Source organism: Geodermatophilus sp. SYSU D00815 (assembly GCF_054050035.1).
Genome location: NZ_JBJGYO010000009.1, coordinates 37,379 through 58,578, shown reverse-complemented (window position 1 = coordinate 58,578; position 21,200 = coordinate 37,379). Strand labels below are relative to the sequence as shown.

The following is a 21,200-nucleotide window of genomic DNA, read 5'->3' as shown; positions in this document are numbered from 1 at the left end:
CACGAAGCCGATGATCGACTCGCAGCGGCCCGGGGGAGGTCTCCGCGGCGGCGGCTACCCTGGACCGGTCATGACTGTGCAGTCGCTGTACCCCGTCCTCGAGCCGCTCCTGGCCCAGGTCCAGAAGCCGATCCAGTACGTGGGCGGTGAGCTCAACTCGCAGGTCAAGGAGTGGGACGCCGTCCCCGTCCACTGGGCGCTGATGTACCCCGACGCCTACGAGGTGGGGCTGCCCAACCAGGGCCTGATGATCCTCTACGAGGTGCTCAACGAGCGCCCCGACGCCCTGGCCGAGCGCACCTACGCGGTCTGGCCCGACCTGGCCGCCCTCATGCGCGAGCACGGCGTCGGCCAGTTCACCGTCGACGCCCACCGCCCGGTGCGCGCCTTCGACCTGCTCGGCGTCAGCTTCGCCACCGAGCTCGGCTACACCAACCTGCTCGAGGCGCTCGACCTCGCCGGCGTGCCGCTGCACGCGCTCGACCGCGACGAGACCCACCCGGTGGTGGTCGCCGGCGGGCACGCCGCGTTCAACCCCGAGCCGATCGCCGACTTCGTCGACTGCGCCGTCCTCGGCGACGGCGAGCAGGTGGTCGGGGACATCACCGACGTCGTCCGCGCCTGGAAGGAGCAGGGCCGCCCCGGCGGCCGCGAGGAGCTGCTCGCCCGGCTGGCCCGGGTCGAGGGCGTCTACGTGCCCCGCTTCTACGCCGTCTCCTACGCGCCCGACGGCGCCATCGCCGCGGTCACCCGCACCCGCGACGACGTCCCGGCCCGGGTCGCCAAGCGCACGGTGCTCGACCTCGACGAGTGGCCCTACCCGAAGACCCCGCTGGTGCCCATGGCCGAGAGCGTGCACGAGCGGATGAGCGTGGAGATCTTCCGCGGCTGCACCCGCGGCTGCCGGTTCTGCCAGGCCGGGATGATCACCCGTCCCGTCCGCGAGCGCACCATCACCGGCATCGGCTCGATGGTCGACCAGGGCCTGCGCGCGACCGGCTACGAGGAGGTCGGGCTGCTGTCGCTGTCGTCCGCCGACCACTCCGAGATCGGCCAGATCGCCAAGGAGCTCGCCGACCGCTACGAGGGCACCAACACCGGCCTGTCCCTGCCGTCGACCCGGGTGGACGCCTTCAACGTCACCCTCGCCAACGAGCTGTCCCGCAACGGCCGCCGCTCGGGGCTCACCTTCGCCCCCGAGGGCGGCAGCGAGCGGATCCGGCGGGTGATCAACAAGACGGTGTCCAAGGAGGACCTCGTCCGCACGGTCACCACCGCCTACGCCAACGGCTGGCGGCAGGTGAAGCTCTACTTCATGTGCGGGCTCCCCACGGAGACCGACGAGGACGTCCTCGAGATCGCCGAGCTCGCCGTCGAGGTCATCCGCGCCGGCCGGGAGGCCAGCGGGTCCAAGGACATCCGCTGCACCGTCTCGATCGGCGGCTTCGTGCCCAAGCCGCACACGCCGTTCCAGTGGGCGGGGCAGGCCAGCGCCGAGACGATCGACCACCGGCTGCGCGTCCTCCGCCAGGCGATCAACGCCGACAAGCGGGTCGGCCGCTCGATCGGCCTGCGCTACCACGACGGCAAGCCCGGCATCGTCGAGGGCCTGCTCTCCCGCGGCGACCGCCGGGTCGGCCGGGTGATCGAGCGGGTCTGGCGCGACGGCGGGCGGTTCGACGGCTGGAGCGAGCACTTCTCCTTCGAGCGGTGGACGACGGCCGCCGCCGAGGAGCTCGCCCCGTTCGGCGTCGACCTCGACTGGTTCACCACCCGCGAGCGCACCGAGCACGAGGTGTTGCCCTGGGACCACCTCGACTCCGGCCTGGACAAGGAGTGGCTCTGGGAGGACTGGCAGGAGGCGATCTCCGAGCAGGAGGTCGGCGACTGCCGCTGGACCGGCTGCTACGACTGCGGCGTCTGCCCGACCATGGGCACCGAGATCCAGATCGGCCCGACCGGGCGCAGCCTGCTGCCGCTGACGGTGGTCGGCCGGTAGTGGCCCGCATGCCCGAGGGGCCGCCGCCGCCCCCGACCGTGCAGAAGCTGCGCATCCGGTACGCCAAGCGCGGCCGGCTGCGCTTCGCCTCGCACCGCGACCTCGCCCGGGCCCTGGAGCGGGCGCTGCGCCGCGCGCAGGTGCCGATGGCGTTCTCCGCCGGGTTCACCCCGCACCCCAAGATCTCCTACCTCGGGGCGGCGCCGACCGGGGCGGCCAGCGAGGCCGAGTACGTGGAGATCGGTCTCGCCGAGCGCCGCGACCCGGAGGAGGTCCGGGCCGCCCTGGACGCCGCGCTGCCGCCGGATGTCGCCGTCCTCGAGTGCGTGGAGGCGGCCGAGGGCACCGGGGCGCTGGCCGACCGGATCGACGCGGCCGTCTGGCGGATCGAGCTGCCCGGTGTCCCGCCCGCCGACCTCGCCGCCGCGCTGGCGGAGTTCCTGGCCCGCGACGTGGTCGAGGTGCCGCGGCGCACCAAGAACGGCCTGCGCGACGTCGACGCGCGGGCCGCGGTCGCCCGCGCGTCGGCGGGCGCGGAGGCAGGTTGTGCCATACTGGACGTGGTCGTCCGGCAGGTGACGCCCGCCGTTCGACCAGACGACGTGGTGGCCGCTCTCGCTGCCGTCGCCGACCTGCGCCCGCCGTCGCCCCCCCGGGCCGTGCGTGAGGCGCAGGGCCGGCTCGACGACGACGGGACCGTGGCCGATCCGCTCGGTCCCGACCGTGCGGCGCGCACCCGCTGCCAGGGGGAGCACGCGGCGGTCTGACCGGCGAACCGGCGCCCCGCCCCGTCCGCGCGCACGGCTGCCAGACGTGCCGCACCCGAAGACCCGGCACCACCGCACCACCCCGCACCACCGGTCCCGGCCCGCGGCAACCGCCGCGCAGGGACCGCCCACAGACTTCGCGGGTCGGGCGACCCGCCGCACCCCGTGCGGACGCCCGCCCGCCCTGACCCCGCGCTCCTGCGCGGCCGCCAGTCGCGAGATCGGCGCCCGGGAGCGTACGAGGAGGCCCTCGTGGCAGAGCAGAACGACGACACCGGCACCACCGCGGAGACGCCGGAGGCGGACCCCGCCGAGCAGGCGCTCCCCGGCCGGCCCGGGGAGGACGGCGCGGACGCCGACGCGACCGCGGAGGGCGAGGAGGCGGAGACCGCCGAGCCCGAACCCGAGCACGAGCCGGTCTCCCCGTTCGGCGCGCAGTTCAGCTCCCCGGAGCCGACCGCCGTCGTCGCCCGCCCGCGCCGCCGGGCCACCCGCCCGGCCGCCGCGCCCGACCCGGGTTCCCTCGAGCCGGTGCTCCCGCCGGCGCCCGTGGTCCCGGCGTTCGTCAGCTTCGTGGCCCCGCACGCCGAGGCCGCCCCGGCCCCGCGCCGGCGCAGCCGCCGTCCCGCCGAGAGCCCGGAGGCCGACGACGCCGAGCTCGCGACCGAGACCGAGCGCGACGAGGACGCCGCGCCGGCCCGCCCGCGCCGGAGCCGCTCCCGGCGCCGGCCCGAGCCCGAGGACGTCGAGGCGGCCCCCGCCGCGGACGAGGACGTCGAGGAGGTCGAGGAAGGCGCCGACGACGGCGACGCCGAGGACCGCGACGACTCCGCGACCAGCGGCAGCCGGCGGCGCCGGCGCGGCCGCCGCGGCCGCGGGCGCGGCCGCACCGCCGACGAGGCGGAGGACGCCGAGGACGCCGACGAGGCCCGCGAGGAGCAGGCCGACGAGGACGCCGACGACGACGCCGGGGACACCGACGCGGCCGACGCCGACGACGACGGCGAGACCGAGGAGGCCGAGACCGGCTCCAGCACCCGCCGCCGGCGCCGTCGCCGTCGCCGGGGCAGCAGCGAGGACCGCGGCGAGACCGGCGAGGAGGAGCGCCCTGAGCGCGCCGGCCGCGACGGCCGGACCACCAGCGACGACGACGTCCGCGGCGTCACCGGCTCCACCCGGCTGGAGGCCAAGCGGCAGCGCCGCCGGGACGGGCGCGACAACGGCCGCCGCCGGGCGCCGATCCTCACCGAGGCCGAGTTCCTGGCCCGCCGCGAGGCGGTCGACCGCAAGATGGTCATCCGCCAGCGCGGCGAGCGCACCCAGATCGCCGTGCTCGAGGACGACATCCTCGTCGAGCACTACGTGACCCAGGCGCAGGCGACGTCCTTCGCCGGCAACGTCTACCTCGGCCGCGTGCAGAACGTGCTGCCCAGCATGGAGGCGGCGTTCGTCGACATCGGCAAGGGCCGCAACGCCGTCCTCTACGCCGGCGAGGTGAACTGGGACGCCGCCGGGCTGACCGGCAAGCAGCGCTCGATCGAGCAGGCCCTGAAGTCCGGCGACAAGGTCCTCGTGCAGGTCACGAAGGACCCGATCGGCCACAAGGGCGCCCGGCTGACCCAGCAGATCAACCTCCCCGGCCGGTTCCTGGTCTACGTGCCCGGCGGCTCGATGACCGGAATCAGCCGCAAGCTGCCCGACACCGAGCGGCAGCGGCTCAAGGACATCCTCAAGAAGATCGTCCCCGAGGACGCCGGCGTGATCATCCGGACCGCCGCGGAGGGCGCCTCGGAGGAGGAGCTCACCCGCGACGTCAACCGGCTCAAGGCGCAGTGGGAGGTCATCTCGCAGAAGGCGTCGTCGACGAGCAACGCGCCGACGCTGCTCTACGGCGAGCCCGACCTGGCCATCCGGGTCATCCGCGACGTCTTCAACGAGGACTTCAAGGAGCTCGTCGTCCAGGGCGACGACGCCTGGGACACCGTCGAGGCCTACGTCGCGCACGTCTCCCCGGAGCTGGTCGGCCGGCTGACCCGCTACGCCGGCACCGGCGACGTCTTCGCCGACCTGCGCGTCGACGAGCAGCTGGCCAAGGCCCTCGACCGCAAGGTGTGGCTGCCCTCCGGCGGGTCGCTGGTGATCGACCGCACCGAGGCCATGACGGTCATCGACGTCAACACCGGCAAGTTCACCGGCTCCGGCGGCAACCTCGAGCAGACCGTCACGCGCAACAACATGGAGGCGGCCGAGGAGATCGTCCGCCAGCTCCGGCTGCGCGACATCGGCGGCATCATCGTCATCGACTTCATCGACATGGTGCTCGAGAGCAACCGCGACCTCGTGCTGCGGCGGCTCACCGAGTGCCTGGGCCGCGACCGCACCAAGCACCAGGTCGCCGAGGTCACCTCGCTCGGCCTGGTGCAGATGACCCGCAAGCGGGTCGGCCAGGGCCTGCTCGAGGTCTTCTCCGAGCCGTGCGAGCACTGCCGCGGCCGGGGCGTGCTCGTGCACACCGAGCCGGTGGACGAGCGGCGCCGGGGCGGTGGGGGCAACGGCGGCGGCAACGGCCGCCGTGACACCGGCCGCACCGAGCGCGAGCGGGACAAGGCGGACAAGGCCGCCGAGAAGGTCGCCGAGAAGGTCGAGGAGCCCGAGGAGGCGACCGCCGAGGTCACCACCGACGAGGACGGCGAGGTCGTGCGCACCGGCGGCGGCCGGCGCAACCGCGGCCGGCGCAACCGCGGCCAGGCGGGGGAGGAGCGCGCGGCCGAGGACGCCGCCGTGCTCGTCGCCACCGTGACCGGGGCGCCCGCCGAGGCGCCGGCCGATGGCCCGGTCGACGTCCCGGTCGAGGTCGGTGCCGACGCCCCGGCCACCGAGGAGCCGCCGGCCGGCGACGAGGCGGTTGTCACGGACGTCGTCGAGGACGTCGTCGAGGTCCCCGGCGAGACCGTCGCCGCCACGGCCGAGGCCGAGTTCGCGCCCGCGACCGCCGAGCCCGAGCCGGTCGCCGTCGCGGAGCCGGTCGCCGTCGCGGAGCCGGTCGCCGTCGCGGAGCCCGCCGCGGTCGCCGAGCCCGCCGCGGTCGCCGAGCCGGCGGCCGTGGCCGGGAACGGGGCGGTGGCCGAGGAGGTCTCCCCGGAGGTGGCGGCGGCACCGCGACCCCGCCGCCGTCGGGCCGCCAGCCGCCCGGCCGGTCCGCCGGCCTGACCCGGGGCCCGGTCGGCCCGTGGCGGGCGGTGGGACCCTGCAGCGGGCCCGACCGGGCTCAGGTACGCTGGTCGGGTTGCACCGCCCCGGCTGCGCACTTCCCGGTGCCGCCGCGCCGGCGAGCGCGACCCGTCCAGCACCCGGCGCCGAACCGGTTCGTGCGCGCAGGACACAGAGCGAGAAGCGAGAACGAGGAGTCAGTGGTGTACGCAGTCGTGAAGGCCGGCGGCAGCCAGCACAAGGTGGCTGTCGGGGACCGGTTCACGGTCAACCGCCTGGCTGGTGAGGCGGGCGACACCGTCACCCTCCCGGCGATCCTGCTGGTCGACGGCGCCGACGTCACCAGCGACGCCGCGGCGCTGGCCAAGGTGACCGTGACCGGCGAGATCGTCGGTCACGGCAAGGGCCCGAAGATCCGCATCCACAAGTTCAAGAACAAGACCGGCTACCACAAGCGGCAGGGTCACCGTCAGCCCCTGACCGACGTCGTGGTCCGCGACATCACGAAGGGCTGACGCCGAGATGGCACACAAGAAGGGCGCCTCGTCCTCCCGCAACGGCCGCGACTCCAACGCCCAGCGGCTCGGGGTCAAGCGCTTCGGTGGTCAGGTCGTCAAGGCCGGCGAGATCATCGTCCGCCAGCGCGGCACCCACTTCCACCCCGGCCTCGGGGTCGGTCGTGGCGGCGACGACACGCTGTTCGCGCTGCAGCCCGGTGCCGTGACCTTCGGCACCCGCCGGGGCCGCAAGACGGTGTCCATCACCGCCGTCGAGGCCTAGCAGAAGGACCCCTCTGCCCCCTCCGCTCGGGCACGCTCGCGGCGGGGTCCTGCAGAGCGGCCGAAGACTCCCGCGGGCACCCCGGCGTCGGTCTCGACGTCGGGGTGCCCGTGTTCGTGACAGCAGCTAGGAGCCCGCAGCAGTGGCCGCGTTCGTCGACCGGGTGACGGTGCACGTCGCCGCCGGCAACGGTGGGCACGGCGTCGCCTCGGTCCACCGCGAGAAGTTCAAGCCGCTCGGCGGGCCCGACGGCGGCAACGGCGGCGACGGCGGCGACGTCGTCCTCGAGGTCGACCCCAACGTGCACACGCTGCTCGACTTCCACCACCGCCCGCACCAGAAGGCCGGCAACGGCCGCCCCGGCGCCGGCAGCAACCGCAACGGCGCCCGCGGCGAGGACAAGGTGCTGCGGGTGCCCGAGGGCACGGTCGTCGTCGTGGACGGCGAGCCCGTGGCCGACCTGATGGGCGCGGGCACCCGGGTCGTGCTCGCCCGGGGCGGCAAGGGCGGGCTGGGCAACGCCGCGCTGGCCAACCCGCGGCGCAAGGCCCCCGGCTTCGCCCTGCTCGGCGAGCCCGGTGAGACGGTCGACGCCGTCCTGGAGCTCAAGAGCATCGCCGACGTCGGCCTGGTCGGGTACCCGTCGGCCGGCAAGTCGTCGCTGGTCGCCGCGATGTCCGCCGCGCGGCCGAAGATCGCCGACTACCCGTTCACCACGCTGGTGCCCAACCTCGGCGTCGTCCGCGCCGGCGACGTCACCTTCACCATGGCCGACGTCCCCGGTCTCATCCCGGGTGCGTCCACCGGCAAGGGCCTGGGGTTGCAGTTCCTGCGGCACGTCGAGCGCTGCGCCGTCCTCGTGCACGTGGTCGACATGGCCACGATGGAGCCCGGCCGCGACCCCGAGACCGACATCGACGTGCTCACCTCCGAACTGCGGGAGTACGGCGGCGACGAGCTCGACCTGGTGGGCCGGCTGCGGTTCGCCGTCCTGAACAAGATCGACGTGCCGGACGGGCGCGACCTGGTCGACCTGGTGCGCGAGCCGCTGGAGGCCCGCGGGCTGCGGGTGTTCCCGGTCAGCGCGGCCACCGGCGAGGGGCTCGCCGAGCTCGGCTACGCCCTGGCCGCCGCGGTCGAGGAGCACCGCGCCACGCTGCCGCCGCCGGAGCCGGTGCGGGTCACCCTCACCCCGCGGGCGGTCGACGACTCCGGGTTCACCGTCGAGCGCGACCCCACCGACCCGGAGGGGTTCGTCGTCCGCGGCGCCAAGCCCGAGCGCTGGGTGCGGCAGACCGACTTCACCAACGACGAGGCCGTGGGCTACCTCGCCGACCGGCTCAACCGGCTGGGCGTGGAGGAGGAGCTGGCCCGGGCGGGCGCGGTCGAGGGCGACGCGGTCACCATCGGCGACGTCACCTTCGACTGGGTGCCCACGCTGCCCGCCGGCACGCTGTCGGCCGAGGAGGCCGCCGGCCTCGGCGGCCGCGGCACCGACAACCGGCTGGAGGCGACCGGGCGGGTCGGCGCCGCCGAGCGGCTGGCCGCCAAGAAGGCCCGGCGGGTGCCCTACGAGGTCACCGACGAGGGCTGGACCGACGAGGAGCTGGAGGACCTGGAGTGATCGCGCGCCCGGACGTCGCCGAGGCGCAGCGGGTCGTGGTCAAGGTCGGCTCCTCGTCGCTGACCACGCTGCCCGGCGGGCTGGACGCCGAGCGGCTCACCGCGCTGGTCGACGTCCTCGGGGGGCTGCGCGCCGCCGGCCGCGAGGTCGTGCTGGTCTCCTCCGGCGCCATCGCCGCCGGCCTGGCGCCGCTGGGCATCGCCGGGCGGCCGCGCGACCTGGCCACCGCGCAGGCGGCCGCGAGCGTCGGGCAGCTGCGGCTGGTGGAGACCTACGCCGAGGCCTTCGCCCGGCACGGGGTGACCATCGGGCAGGTGCTGCTCACCGCCGACGACCTCACCCGGCGCAGCCACTACCGCAACGCCGAGCGCACCCTCGACCGGCTGCTGGCGCTCGGCGCCCTGCCGATCGTCAACGAGAACGACACGGTGGCCACCGAGGAGATCCGGTTCGGCGACAACGACCGGCTCGCCGCGCTGGTCGCGCACGTGGTGCGGGCCGACGCGCTCGTCCTCCTCTCCGACGTCGACGGCGTCTACGACGGCGACCCGCGCAAGGGCCCGGCCCGGCTGCTCGACACCGTCCGCGACCCGGCCGAGCTCGACGCGGTGGAGCTGGGCACCGCCCGGCGCAACGGCGTCGGCACCGGCGGCATGGCCACCAAGGTCGAGGCGGCGCTGATCGCCGCGCACGCCGGCGTGCCCGTGGTGGTCACCTCGACCCCTCGGGCCGCCGCCGCGCTGGCCGGCGAGCAGGTGGGCACGCACTTCGCGGTCATGGCCCCGCGGCCGCGCACGCGGCAGTTCTGGCTGCGCTTCGCCACCCGGCCGCGCGGGCGCCTGCTGCTCGACGCCGGTGCGGTGACCGCCGTCCGCGAGCGGCACGCCTCGCTGCTCGCCGCCGGCATCACCGGCCTGGTGGGGGAGTTCCTCGCCGACGACCCGGTGGAGCTCGTCGGCCCGGACGGCGTCGTCGTCGCCCGCGGCCTGGTGGCCTACGACTCCCGGGAGCTGCCGCGGCTCCTCGGCCGCAAGACCACCGAGCTGGAACCGGAGCACCAGCGCGAGGTCGTGCACCGCGACGAGATGGTGCTGGTCCGGCGCCCGTCCCTGGGCTGACAGACTGCGACCGTGACCGTCCGACCCATCCGCGAGCTCGGCGACCCGGTGCTGCGCACGCCCGCCGACGAGGTCAAGGCGTTCGACAAGGACCTCGCCGCCCTCGTCCGCGACCTCGAGGAGACCGTCGACCACCCCGGCCGGGCCGGGCTGGCCGGCCCGCAGATCGGCGTCAGCCTGCGGGTCTTCTCGTACAACATCGACGGCGTGATCGGGCACATGGTCAACCCGACGATCACCCATCGCTCCGAGGAGACCCAGGACGGCGACGAGGGGTGCCTGTCGGTGCCCGGCATCTGGGCGCCGACCGTGCGCGCCATGTGGTGCGTCGCCGAGGGCTTCGACGTCAACGGCAAGCCGCTGCGCCTGGAGGGGGAGGGGCTGATGGCCCGCTGCCTCCAGCACGAGGTCGACCACCTGGACGGGAAGGTCTTCCTCGACCGGCTGACCGGCGACGCCCGCAAGAACGCGCTGCGGGCGCTGCGCTCGCGCTGACCGCTCAGGGCAGGACGGCGACCGCCTCGACCTCCACCAGCAGGTCGGGCTCGCCCAGCCCCGCGACCGGCAGCAGGGTGACCGGCTTGACCGGGTCCTTGCCCATGCGGGCCGCGGCGCGGGCCACGCCCTCGCCGAGGGCGGCCAGCTTGTCGCCGCTCCAGTCGACGACGTAGACGGTGAGCTTGGCGACGTCGTCGAAGCTGCCGCCGACCGCCTCGAGGGCCGCGGCGACGTTCAGGTACGACTGCTCGACCTGGGTGGCGAGGTCGCCGGCGCCCACGGGGGTGCCGTCGGCGGTGCGGGCCACCTGGCCGGCGAGGTAGACGGTGCGCGAGCCCTGGGCGACGGCGACCTGGCGGTAGTGCTCGGGCTGGGGCAGGGCGGCGGGGTTGAGCAGCTGGACCGGCATGGCGTTCTCCCTCTCCAGGGTTGCATGACGTTGTTATGCATAACAGCTTTATGTATCCTGGGCAAGTGCCGCGCGCTGCCGATCCCGCCGTCCGGACCGCCCTCGTCGAGCGGGCGGCCGAACTGCTCGCCCGCCGCGAGCCGGTGACCCTGCGCGGCCTGGTCGAGGCCACCGGCACCTCGACGATGGCCGTCTACACCCACTTCGGCGGGATGCCGGGGCTGTGGCGGGCGGTGCGCCAGGAGGGCTTCACCCGGCTGAACGCGGCGCTGGACCGCGTGCCCCGGACCGACGACCCGGTGCGCGACCTGGCCGCGCTGGGCTCGGCCTACTGCGGCGTCGCGGTGGCGAACCCGCACCTGTACCGGGCGATGTTCGACGCCGCGGCGGAGCTGGAGGACCCCGAGGCGGCAGGTGCGGGCCTGGTGGCGCTGGCGGAGTGCGCCGGGCGGGCGCGGGAGGCGGCGCGGTTCGACGCCGACCCGCAGGACCTCGCCGTCCGCCTCTGGGCCGCGGGCCACGGGCTGGCGATGCTCGTGGTCACCGGCGTGCTGCCCGCCGACGCGCTGGACGCGCACGGGCCGGCGCTGGCCACCGCCGTGTGCCTCGAGGCCGGTGACGAGCCCGAGCGGTGCCGGCGCTCGGTCGCCGGCGGGTGGCGCGTCCCGCGCTGAGTTCTGGGTGCGAACCGGGCCGCGTACCCTCGCGGACGTGTCCGACGTCGCCGACCTGCCGCTGATCGGAGCCGCCGCGCTGCGTGCGCGCGCGGCCGCCCGCGTGCTGCGGACCCTGCCCACCGACGTGAAGGACGGCGCGCTGGCCGCCGTGGCCGACGCGCTCGTCGAACGGGCGGACGAGATCCTCGAGGCCAACGCCGCTGACGTGGCGGCCGCCCGTGCCGACGGGACGCCGGAGTCGACCGTCGACCGGCTCCGCCTGGACGCCGGCCGCGTCGCCGGGGTCGCCGACGCGCTGCGCACCCTGATCGCGCTGCCCGACCCGGTGGGCGACGTCGTCCGGGGGTCGCGGCTGCCCAACGGGCTGGAGCTGAAGCAGGTCCGGGTGCCGCTGGGCGTGGTGGGCATCGTCTACGAGGCGCGGCCGAACGTGACCGTCGACGCCGCCGGGCTGTGCCTGAAGAGCGGCAACGCGGCCCTGCTGCGCGGCTCGGCGTCGGCGTTCCGCACCAACACCGTGCTGGTGGCGGTGATGACCGAGGCGGCGGCCAAGGCGGGGCTGCCGGAGGGCTCGATCGAGCTGCTGCCGGCCGACCGCGCCTCGGTCGGGGAGCTGCTGGGCGCCCGCGGCTTCGTCGACGTCGTCATCCCGCGCGGTGGCGGGTCGCTGATCCAGCGGGTGGTGAACGAGGCGAAGGTGCCGGTCATCGAGACCGGCGAGGGCAACTGCCACGTCTACGTCGACGCCTCCGCCGACCCCGCGATCGCCGAGGCGGTCGTGCTCAACTCCAAGACCCACCGGGTCAGCGTCTGCAACTCCGCCGAGACGCTGCTGGTGCACCGCGACGTGCCGTTCCTGCCGCGGCTGCTGGCCGCGCTGGTCGAGGCCGGGGTCACCCTGCACGGCGACGACGCCGCCCGTGCCGCGCACGACGGCGTGCTGCCCGCGACCGACGAGGACTGGGCGACCGAGTACCTGTCGATGGACATGGCCGTCCGCGTCGTCGACGACCTGCCGGCCGCGCTCGACCACATCGCGCGCTGGAGCACGGGGCACACCGAGGCGATCGTCGCCGACTCGACGACGGCGATCGCCGCCTTCACCGCCGGGGTCGACGCGGCGGCGGTGATGGTCAACGCCTCCACCCGGTTCACCGACGGCGGCGAGTTCGGCTTCGGCGCCGAGATCGGCATCTCCACGCAGAAGCTGCACGCCCGGGGGCCGCTGGGGCTGCCGGAGCTGACCTCGACGACCTACGTCGTGACCGGGAACGGCCACACCCGCTAGCTAGGAGACGTCTTGCCCCTCCCGCCGACGCAGTCCCCGCAGTTCTCCTCGGTCGCGGACGTCAGCAAGCGGCTGTCGACGGCCGGCTACCTGCCCGACGCGCAGATCGCCACGACCGTCTTCCTCGCCGACCGGCTGGGCAAGCCGCTGCTGGTCGAGGGGCCGGCCGGGACGGGCAAGACCGAGCTGGCCAAGGCGCTGGCGACGGCGACGGGCGCGGAGCTGATCCGGCTGCAGTGCTACGAGGGCCTGGACGAGGCCCGCGCGCTGTACGAGTGGAACTACAAGAAGCAGCTGCTGCGCATCCAGGCCGCGCAGGGCACGGACGGCGCCGACTGGGCCACCGTGCACGACGACATCTTCGGCGAGGAGTTCCTGCTCTCCCGGCCGCTGCTCACCGCGATCCGGCGCACCGAGCCGACCGTGCTGCTCATCGACGAGACCGACAAGGCCGACGTCGAGGTGGAGGGCCTGCTGCTGGAGGTGCTCAGCGACTTCCAGGTCACCATCCCGGAGCTGGGCACGGTGACCGCGGCCCGCCGGCCGACCGTCGTCCTCACCTCGAACGCGACCCGGGAGCTGTCGGAGGCGCTCAAGCGGCGCTGCCTGTACCTGGCGCTGGACTACCCGTCGGCCGAGCGGGAGCGCGAGATCGTGCTCTCGCGGGTGCCCGACCTGGCGCCCGGGCTGGCCGAGCAGCTGGTGCGGACCATCCGCGCGCTGCGGGCGCTGGAGCTGAAGAAGTCGCCGTCGATCTCCGAGACGCTGGACTGGGCGCAGACCCTGCTGGAGCTGGGCCTGGACACCCTCGACGAGGGCGCGGTGAGGTCGACGCTGGGCGTGGTGCTCAAGCACGCCAGCGACCAGGAGCGGGCCGCGGCCGAGCTGCGGCTGAACTGATGGGCGCGCCGTCCACCTCGCTGGAGCCCGGGGGGCTGGCCGGGCACCTCGACGGCTTCGTGCGCGCGGTGCGCGAGGCCGGGATCCCGGTGGGGATCAGCCAGGCGGTCGACGCCGCCGAGATCCTCACCGTGGTCGACCTGCTCGACCGGGAGCAGCTGCGGCACGGGCTGGCGGCGGTGCTGCTGCAACGGGCCGCGCAGCGCCCGGCCTACGACGTGCTGTTCGACCTGTGGTGGCCGCTGGGCGACCGGCCGGCGGCGGCCGGACCGTCCGACGAGGACGGCGACGGCGGGGGCGAGCCCGGGACGACGCTGGACCTGCCGGACGGCGACCCGGGGCAGGTGGCCGACCTGATGCGCGAGCAGCTGCTGCAGCTGCTGCTCGACGGCGACGACGAGGCGCTGCGGCGGTTCGCCCGGCAGGCGGTCGAGCTGCTGGGCCAGGCGACGCCGTCGCCGTCGGGTCAGTCGTTCTTCAGCTACCGCGTGATGCGCGCGCTGTCGCCGGACACGCTGGTCTCGCGGCTGCTGGCCGGGCTGCTCGGCGGCGCGGAGCGCGGCGGGCTGGCCGAGCAGGTGGCCCGGCAGACGATCCGGGAGCGGCTGGCGGCGTTCCGGGCGGCGGTGGAGGCGGAGGTGCGGCGGCGCTCGGCAGAGCAGCGCGGCCGCGACCGGGTGGCGAAGAGCGCGGTGCGGCCGCTGGCCGACCAGGTGGACTTCCTGCGGGCCCAGCAGGCCGACCTGGCCGAGCTGCGCCGGACGGTGGCGCCCCTGGCCCGCCGGCTGGCGGTGCGGCTGTCGGCGCGGCGGCGGCAGGGCCGGGAGGGGCGGCTGGACTTCCGCAAGACGGTGCGCGCGTCGCTGGGCACCGGCGGCGTGCCGGTCGTCACCCACCACCGGCCGCGGAAGGCGCACAAGCCCGAGCTGGTCGTGCTCTGCGACGTGTCGGGCTCGGTGGCCGGGTTCAGCCACTTCACGCTGATGCTCACCCAGGCGCTGCGCGAGCACTTCACCGGCGTGCGGGCGTTCGCCTTCGTCGACTCGACCGACGAGGTGACCCGGTTCTTCCGGCCGGGCGCCGACGTGGTGGATGCGGTGGCCCGGATCGGGCGGGAGGCCGACGTCGTCTCCTTCGACGGGCACAGCGACTACGGCAACGCCTTCGACGTCTTCCTGGACCGGTGGCCTTCGGCGCTGGGCCCGAAGTCGTCGCTGCTCGTGCTCGGGGACGGGCGGACGAACTACCGCCGGCCGGGTGTGCCGGTGCTCGCGGAGATGGTCAAGCGGTGCCGCTCGGCGCACTGGCTCAACCCGGAGCCGCGCCGGTTGTGGGGCAGCGGGGACTCGGCGGCTGACCAGTACGGCGAGGTCGTCGACATGGTGGAGTGCCGCGACGCCGCCCAGCTCGCCGACTTCGTCACCACCCTGTGACCCGGGGCCCGGGTCGCCTCGTCGACACGGCGGCCTGTCGGCACCCCGACACGGCCGGGGCTCACCGTCGCGGCCGGGCTCGTGACCGGACGACGGATCCGGCGTCCGCGGGAGCGGGGCACGGTGCCCGGACGTCGCAGCCGGTCCCGCGCAGGCCGGCCCGGGCGGGCACCGGTTAGGCTCGATCGGTGGCCGGCGGTCGGATCGGGGTGATGGGCGGGACGTTCGATCCCATCCACCACGGCCACCTGGTCGCGGCGAGCGAGGTCGCGGGGCTGTTCGGCCTCGACGAGGTGGTGTTCGTGCCCACCGGCCAGCCGTGGCAGAAGAGCGACCGCGAGGTGGCGCCGGCCGAGGACCGCTACCTGATGACCGTCATCGCCACCGCCTCCAACCCGCGCTTCTCCGTCAGCCGGGTGGACATCGACCGCGGCGGCCCGACGTACACCATCGACACGCTGACCGACCTGAAGGTGCAGCGGCCCGACTCGGAGCTGTTCTTCATCACCGGCGCCGACGCGCTCTCGCAGATCCTCAGCTGGCGCGACAGCGAGCGCTGCTTCGCCCTGGCGCACTTCATCGGCGTCACCCGGCCGGGCTTCACGCTGGCCGACGCGCACCTGCCCGAGGGGGTGGTGAGCCTGGTCGAGGTGCCGGCGCTGGCGATCAGCTCCACCGACTGCCGCGACCGCGTCGCCCGCGGGATGCCGGTCTGGTACCTGGTGCCCGACGGGGTCGTGCAGTACATCGAGAAGCGGGGGCTCTACCGCCAGGGGCGCCCCGCCCGCCGGTCGGGCGACGTCCGCGACGGCCGGCCGGCCGGTGACCGCCCGACCTACGACCGGCCGCCACCGGCCGCGTCCAACGGCGGCCCCACCGGGTCACCGTCCTCCGAACCACCGTCCCCCCACGCTGTCGAGGTGCCCCGATGACCGCCTCCGCCGAGGCGCGAGAGACCGCGTTGGTCGCTGCCCAGGCCGCCGCCGACAAGCTGGCCACCGACGTCTCGATCGTCGACGTCAGCGACCGGCTGGCCATCACCGACGCGTTCGTCCTCGCCTCCGCGCCCAACGAGCGGCAGGTGCAGGCGATCGTCGACGAGGTCGAGGAGCGGCTGCGCCGGCAGGGCATCAAGCCGGTCCGCCGCGAGGGCGTGGCCGAGGCCCGCTGGGTGCTGCTCGACTTCGTCGACGTGGTGGTGCACGTGCAGCACGCCGAGGAGCGGGCGTACTACGCGCTCGAGCGGCTCTGGAAGGACTGCCCGGTCATCCCGTTCGTCGACCGCGACGCCGCCCGGCACGCCGCCGGCATCGACACCGGTGGGCCGGACGGGGGTGGCGACGGAGCGGGCGCGGGGCCGGCCGGGACGCTGTCGGCCGACGACGTCGACCCGGGCAGCGCCGATCCCACGCCGCTGACACCCCCGCCGGCCGCGGACCCGACCGACCGGTGACGGCCGCGCCCGCCGCGCTGCCCGTGCCGCGGCTGGTGCTGTGGCGGCACGGCCGGACGGAGTGGAACGCCGCCGGGCGCTTCCAGGGGCAGCTGGACCCGCCGCTGGACGACGAGGGCCGGCGGCAGGCCGCGCGCGTCGCTCCCGTCCTCGCCGCGGGGCTGCCGGCGGGCGACACGGTCGTGGTCTCCAGCGACCTCGGGCGCGCCGTCGAGACCGCCAGCGAGCTCACCTCGGTGCTCGGCGTCCCGATGCGCGTCGACGCCCGGCTGCGCGAGCACGGCCTCGGCTGCTGGGAGGGCCTGACCCGCGACGAGGTCGCCGACCGCTATCCGGACCAGTACGCCGACTGGATGGCCGGCCGCCCGGTCCGCGGTCGCGGTGGGGAGGAGGCCGCGCAGGTGGTCCAGCGCGCGCTCGCCGCCCTGGCCGACCTCCCGGAGGCCGCCGTGGCAGTCGTGGTGACGCACGGGGGCACCGCCGGCCGGGTGCTCGAGGCGCTGCTCGGCCTGGGCCCGGAGCACCGCCGCGTGTTCGGCCCGCTCGGCAACTGCGCGTGGAGCGAGGTGCGGTACCAGGAGCCCCGCTGGCGGCTGCTGCGGCACAACAGCTGGGTGCCGGCCGGCGTCGAGGGGGTCGGCCCCGTGCCGGGTACGGGCACCCGGGCGGGGGCGACGCCCGAGGAGGCCGCGCCGCCCGCGGCCGGTGACGCCGACGCCGCCAGTTGAGCCTTTCGGGCGACCCGGCCACCGTCGGGCGTACGGCAACCGGTCGGCGGCGGGCTAGCCTCGGCCGGTGCCCGTCGCCGTCGTCACCGATTCGACGGCCTACCTGCCCGCGGAGCTCGTCGAGCGGTACGGCATCGAGGTGGTGCCGCTGTACGTGGTCCTGCCCGGCCGCTCGGGCAGCGAGGGCCGGGACATCGGCCCGCAGGACGTCGCCGCCGCGCTGGCGGCTCGCGGGAAGGTGTCGACCTCCCGGCCCACGCCGGGGGACTTCGTGGCGGCCTACCGGCGCTGCCTCGACGGTGGGGCGGAGCGCATCGTCTCGGTGCACCTCTCCGCCGAGCTCTCGGGGACCTGGGACGCCGCCCGGCTCGCCGCCAACCAGGTCGGTGAGCACGTCGTGACGGTCATCGACTCGCGGGCCACGGCGATGGGCACCGGGTTCGCCGTGCTGGCCGCCGCGCGCGCCGCCGCGGACGGGGCGGAGGCGGCCGCGGTCGCCGACGCGGCCCGGGCGACGGCCGCGGCCACCCGCACGCTCTTCGTCGTCGACACCCTGGAGCACCTGCGCCGGGGCGGGCGGATCGGCGCCGCCGCCGCGGTCCTCGGTTCGGCGCTGGCCGTCAAACCCGTGCTGCACGTCGCCGACGGCAAGGTCGTCCCGCTGGAGAAGGTGCGCACCGCGGCCCGGGCGTTCAACCGGCTCGTGCAGCGGGCCGTGGAGACCGCGGGCAGCGGCCCGGCCTCGCTGGCGGTGCACCACCTGGCCGCCCCGGAGCGGGCCGAGCGGCTGGCCGCCGAGCTGCGGGAGCGGCTGCCGAACGCCGCGGAGCTGCACGTCAGCGAGCTCGGCGCCGCGATCGGCGCGCACGTGGGCCCCGGCGCCGTGGGCGTCGTCGTCGTGCCCGCGCCCGAGGAAGCGGCGCCCGACGCGGCGGAGGGCACGGCACCGGGACCGGAGCCCGCGGGGGAGTGAGGTCGGCACGGCGGGCAGCCTGCCCGCCGGCGGGGCGGACCCGCCGTCCGCCGTCCACAGCCGCCGCCCGGATCCACAGCTCCGTCGCGAGCCGCCCGCGCCCGGTGCCCGTTCCCTAGCGTCGCGCCGGTGCGCACCTCCTCCCGCCGCATCGACGACGCCGACGTGATCCGGGCGCGGCTGCGTGCCCTGCTGGCCGAGAGCGACCGGACCGGCGGCTGGGTGCCCGACGGCGACGGCGACCTCCCGCCGGATCCGCCGCCCCCGACGCTCGCGGACGCAGCCGGCGAGGAGCCGGAGGACGACACGGTCCCGCCCCCGGCTGTCGGCCGCCACCGGGCGCCCGCGACGGCCGTGCGGCTCGACCCCGGCCGCCGCGGTGCCCGCTCCCTCTGGATCGCCGGGCTGCTGGCCGCCCTGCTGCTCGCCGGGTGGACCTGGCTGGACCGTCCCCGGGTCGAGCCCGTCGCACCGGCCGAGCCGAGCGGCGCGGCGCCGACCGACGCGCCGTCGGTGGGCGCAGCCGCCGAGACGGCGTCCACCGTCGTGGTCTCGGTGGTGGGCCTCGTGGCGCGCCCGGGGCTGGTGACCGTGCCGTCCGGGTCGCGGGTGGCCGACGCGGTCGCGGCGGCCGGCGGGCTGCTCCCCGAGGCCGACCCGGCATCGGTGAACTTGGCCGCCGTGGTCACCGACGGCCAGCAGATCGCCGTCGGCGTCCCCGGGGCGCCCGGCGCCGCACCGGCCGGGAGCCCCGCCGGCACGGCCGGCCCGCTGGACCTGAACGCCGCCACCGAGGCCGACCTGGACGCGCTGCCCGGCATCGGGCCGGTGCTCGCCCAGCGCATCGTCGCCCACCGCGAGCGGCAGGGCCGGTTCACGACCGTCGAGCAGCTCGACGACGTGCCGGGCATCGGCCCGGCCATCTACGCCCAGCTGGTCGACCTGGTGACGGTGTGAGCACCGGCCGGCGGTGGACGTGGCTCGACCTCCGGCTGGTCCCGGCCGCCGCGACGTGCTGGCTGGTCACGCTGGCGGCGCCGGCGGTGCCGCCGGCGTGGCTGGCGGGGGTCGCCGCGGCGGCCGGCGGGCTGGCTCTCGCCCTGGGGGTGGCGCGCCGTCGGCCGGCCGTCCCGGTCGCGCTCGGCGTCCTCGCCGCGCTCGCCCTGGCCGCGACCGCCGGAGCCGTGCGCGGGTGGCAGCGGGACGCCTCGCCGCTGCGCGCGGCGGCCGCGCAGGACCGCGGCGTCGAGGTGGAGCTCGTGCTCGACGACGTGCCGCGGCGGCTGAGCGGCGGCGGTGCCGCGCGGGTCGTCGCCGACGCCACCGTGCGCAGCCTGCGCCTCGGCCCGGTGACCACGCGGGTGGACGACGCCGTGCTGCTGTTCGCCCCGGCGGAGGGCTGGGCCGAGCTGGCGCCCGGGCAGCCGGTGCGCGCGCGGGCGGGGACCTCGCTGCCGCGGGAGGGGCACGTGGTGGCGGTGCTGGGCGCCCGCGGCCCGCCGGAGCTGCTCGGGGAACCGGGCCGGGCCCAGCGCGTCGCGGCCACGGTCCGTGCCGGCCTGGCCGACTCGGCCGGGCGCGTGCTGGGACCGGAGGCGGGTGGGCTGCTCCCGGGCCTGGTGGTGGGGGACACCAGCGGGATGGACCCGGTGCTGGAGGAGGAGTTCCGCCGGACGGGGCTGGCGCACCTGACCGCCGTCTCCGGCGCGAACGTGGCGATCGTGGTGGCCGGCGTGCTCTGGCCGCTGCGCCGGCGGGCGGCCGACCGGCGGGTGCAGGCGCTGGTCGGTGGCCTGGCCCTGGCCGGCTTCGTGGTGCTCGCCGGGCCGAGCGCCAGCGTGCTGCGCGCGGCGGTGATGGGGGCGGTCGCGCTGCTGGCCCTGGCGGCGGGGCGGGAGCGGGTGGCCGTGCCGGCGCTGTGCGCGAGCGTGCTGGTGCTGCTGGCCGTCGAGCCGGCCCTGGCCGCCGACGCCGGCTTCGCCCTCTCCGTGGCCGCCACCGCCGCGATCGTGCTGCTGGCGCCCGGCTGGTCCCGCGCGCTGCGCGGGCGGGGCCTCCCGCTGCCGGTGGCCGACGCCCTCGCGGTCAGCGCGGCGGCGGGCCTGGCGACCGCCCCGCTGGTGGCCGCCCTCAGCGGCCAGGTCAGCCTCGTGTCCCTGCCCGCGAACCTCCTCGCCGCACCGGCGGTCGCGCCCGCGACCGTGCTCGGCCTGCTCGCGGCGCTGGCCGGTCCCGCGCTGCCGGCGGTGGGCGATGCCCTCGTGTGGCTGGCCGGCTGGCCGGTCCGGTGGCTCGTGCTGGTCGCCGAGCGCGGGGCGGCCGTGCCGGACGCGGCGGTGGGCTGGGCCGGGGGCCTCGGTGGAGCCGTCGGTCTCGCCGTCCTGCTGCTCGCCGGCGCCCTGGTGCTGTGGCGCTGCCCGCGCGCCCGCCCGCCGGCCCTGGCCGTCCTCGTGGGCCTGCTCCTGCTCGGCTGGCCGCTGCGCCAGGCGGTGCGCGGCTGGCCACCGCCGTCGACGGTGGTCGTGGCCTGCGACGTCGGGCAGGGCGACGCCCTCGTCGTCCCCACCGGGCCCGGGGAGGGGGTGCTGGTCGACACCGGTCCCGACGTCGCCGCGGTGGACCGGTGCCTGCACCGCCTGGGCGTCGACCGGCTGCCGATGCTCCTGCTGTCCCACCTGGACGCCGACCACGCCGGCGGGCTGGCCGGAGCCCTCGACGGGCGGCGGGTGGACGTCGTGGCGACCGGTCCGCTGTCCCCGGCCGACGAGCGCGTGGCCGCCGTCGACCGGCTCGCCGCGGCCGCCGGCGCCCGGCGGGAGGTGCTCGTGCCGGGGGACCGGCGCACGGTCGGACCCGCGCGGCTGGACGTGCTGGCGCCGCCACCGGCCGTCGCGACCGCCGGCGCCGAGCCCAACGACCTGTCCGTGGTGGCGCGGGTGACCGTGCACGGGGTGCGGGTGCTGTTCACCGGCGACCTCAGCGCGCAGGCGCAGGCCCGGATCGTCGCCCGCGGCACCGACCTGCGCGCCGACGTGCTCAAGGTCCCGCACCACGGCAGCGCCGACGTCGACCCCGGCTTCCTGGCCGCCACCGGGGCACGGGTGGCCCTGATCTCGGCCGGGGCCGACAACACCTACGGCCACCCCGCGCCGTACGCGCTGCGGCTGCTGGCCGGTGACGGCATGCGGGTGCACCGCACCGACCGGGAGGGCGACCTCGCCGTGGCCGGCACCGCGGGCGACTGGGGCGTCGCGGTCACGGGCGGCGGGGCCCTCGCGGCCGGCCCGCCGACGCGCGACGCGGGTGCGCCGGGTCTCCCCGCACCGGCCCGGGATCGTCGGCC

Annotated in this window: 18 protein-coding genes and 1 pseudogene; 18 read left to right on the top strand and 1 reads right to left on the bottom strand. The window is 76.3% G+C overall.

Translation table 11 applies throughout. From position 1 onward, the window contains the following. Positions 1-70: 70 nt before the first annotated feature. The 8 genes from ACI78S_RS12595 to def all read left to right on the top strand — a co-directional run bounded on the left by ACI78S_RS12595 (position 71) and on the right by def (position 9,993). Entirely contained in the window at positions 71-1,999 is a 1,929-nt protein-coding gene (locus ACI78S_RS12595; protein WP_456973704.1) for a TIGR03960 family B12-binding radical SAM protein, read from the top strand. An 8-nt stretch (positions 2,000-2,007) separates the two neighbouring features. After that, a complete protein-coding gene (locus tag ACI78S_RS12590) occupies positions 2,008-2,766 on the top strand; it encodes a TIGR03936 family radical SAM-associated protein (protein WP_456973702.1) in 759 nt (252 codons plus the stop codon). Between the two features lie 252 nt (positions 2,767-3,018). Further along, positions 3,019-5,976: an Rne/Rng family ribonuclease gene (locus tag ACI78S_RS12585; RefSeq protein WP_456973700.1), complete on the top strand. Its 2,958-nt coding sequence runs from the start codon at positions 3,019-3,021 to the stop codon at positions 5,974-5,976. A gap of 203 nt (positions 5,977-6,179) precedes the next feature. Further along, positions 6,180-6,491, top strand: a complete 312-nt coding sequence (rplU, locus tag ACI78S_RS12580) for a 50S ribosomal protein L21 (RefSeq protein WP_456973698.1) — start codon at positions 6,180-6,182, stop codon at positions 6,489-6,491. 7 nt (positions 6,492-6,498) lie between these two features. Further along, positions 6,499-6,756, top strand: a complete 258-nt coding sequence (rpmA, locus tag ACI78S_RS12575; protein ID WP_135140668.1) for a 50S ribosomal protein L27 — start codon at positions 6,499-6,501, stop codon at positions 6,754-6,756. A gap of 142 nt (positions 6,757-6,898) precedes the next feature. Beyond that, a complete protein-coding gene (gene obgE / locus ACI78S_RS12570; RefSeq protein WP_456973696.1) occupies positions 6,899-8,380 on the top strand; it encodes a GTPase ObgE in 1,482 nt (493 codons plus the stop codon). Next, entirely contained in the window at positions 8,377-9,498 is a 1,122-nt protein-coding gene (proB, locus tag ACI78S_RS12565) for a glutamate 5-kinase (RefSeq protein ID WP_456973694.1), read from the top strand. Before obgE ends, proB begins: the two co-directional genes overlap by 4 nt. A 12-nt stretch (positions 9,499-9,510) precedes the next feature. Beyond that, positions 9,511-9,993, top strand: a complete 483-nt coding sequence (gene def, locus ACI78S_RS12560) for a peptide deformylase (RefSeq protein ID WP_456973692.1) — start codon at positions 9,511-9,513, stop codon at positions 9,991-9,993. 4 nt (positions 9,994-9,997) lie between these two features. Here def and ACI78S_RS12555 read toward each other — a convergent pair whose 3' ends face one another. Then, entirely contained in the window at positions 9,998-10,405 is a 408-nt protein-coding gene (locus ACI78S_RS12555; protein ID WP_456973690.1) for a RidA family protein, read from the bottom strand. A 65-nt stretch (positions 10,406-10,470) separates the two neighbouring features. Here ACI78S_RS12555 and ACI78S_RS12550 point away from each other — a divergent pair, with 65 nt between their 5' ends. From ACI78S_RS12550 to ACI78S_RS12505, 10 genes and pseudogenes are all read left to right on the top strand, one after another. Then, positions 10,471-11,079, top strand: coding sequence for a TetR/AcrR family transcriptional regulator (locus ACI78S_RS12550; RefSeq protein ID WP_456973688.1), 609 nt, complete (start codon positions 10,471-10,473; stop codon positions 11,077-11,079). A gap of 37 nt (positions 11,080-11,116) precedes the next feature. Continuing rightward, positions 11,117-12,370 carry a glutamate-5-semialdehyde dehydrogenase gene (locus tag ACI78S_RS12545; protein ID WP_456973686.1) on the top strand — a complete coding sequence of 418 codons (1,254 nt, stop codon included), beginning with the start codon at positions 11,117-11,119 and terminating at the stop codon, positions 12,368-12,370. A 12-nt stretch (positions 12,371-12,382) separates the two neighbouring features. Then, positions 12,383-13,270, top strand: coding sequence for an AAA family ATPase (locus ACI78S_RS12540; RefSeq protein WP_456973684.1), 888 nt, complete (start codon positions 12,383-12,385; stop codon positions 13,268-13,270). Further along, a complete protein-coding gene (locus ACI78S_RS12535; protein ID WP_456973682.1) occupies positions 13,270-14,703 on the top strand; it encodes a vWA domain-containing protein in 1,434 nt (477 codons plus the stop codon). Before ACI78S_RS12540 ends, ACI78S_RS12535 begins: the two co-directional genes overlap by 1 nt. A gap of 188 nt (positions 14,704-14,891) precedes the next feature. After that, a complete protein-coding gene (gene nadD / locus ACI78S_RS12530) occupies positions 14,892-15,635 on the top strand; it encodes a nicotinate-nucleotide adenylyltransferase (RefSeq protein WP_456973680.1) in 744 nt (247 codons plus the stop codon). Continuing rightward, positions 15,632-16,156: a ribosome silencing factor gene (gene rsfS / locus ACI78S_RS12525; RefSeq protein WP_456973678.1), complete on the top strand. Its 525-nt coding sequence runs from the start codon at positions 15,632-15,634 to the stop codon at positions 16,154-16,156. The genes nadD and rsfS overlap by 4 nt, the downstream gene beginning before the upstream one ends. Continuing rightward, positions 16,153-16,884, top strand: coding sequence for a histidine phosphatase family protein (locus ACI78S_RS12520; RefSeq protein ID WP_456973676.1), 732 nt, complete (start codon positions 16,153-16,155; stop codon positions 16,882-16,884). The genes rsfS and ACI78S_RS12520 overlap by 4 nt, the downstream gene beginning before the upstream one ends. Positions 16,885-16,951: 67 nt before the next feature. Then, positions 16,952-17,857, top strand: coding sequence for a DegV family protein (locus ACI78S_RS12515; RefSeq protein ID WP_456973674.1), 906 nt, complete (start codon positions 16,952-16,954; stop codon positions 17,855-17,857). A 129-nt stretch (positions 17,858-17,986) separates the two neighbouring features. Then, the gene (locus tag ACI78S_RS12510; protein WP_456973672.1) at positions 17,987-18,814 is read left to right on the top strand and encodes a ComEA family DNA-binding protein; all 828 of its coding nucleotides are present in this window, start codon (positions 17,987-17,989) and stop codon (positions 18,812-18,814) included. Then, positions 18,811-20,907, top strand: a pseudogene (locus ACI78S_RS12505) (ComEC/Rec2 family competence protein); the annotation flags it as partial. The gene ACI78S_RS12510 and the pseudogene ACI78S_RS12505, both read left to right, overlap by 4 nt. Positions 20,908-21,200 lie beyond the last annotated feature (293 nt).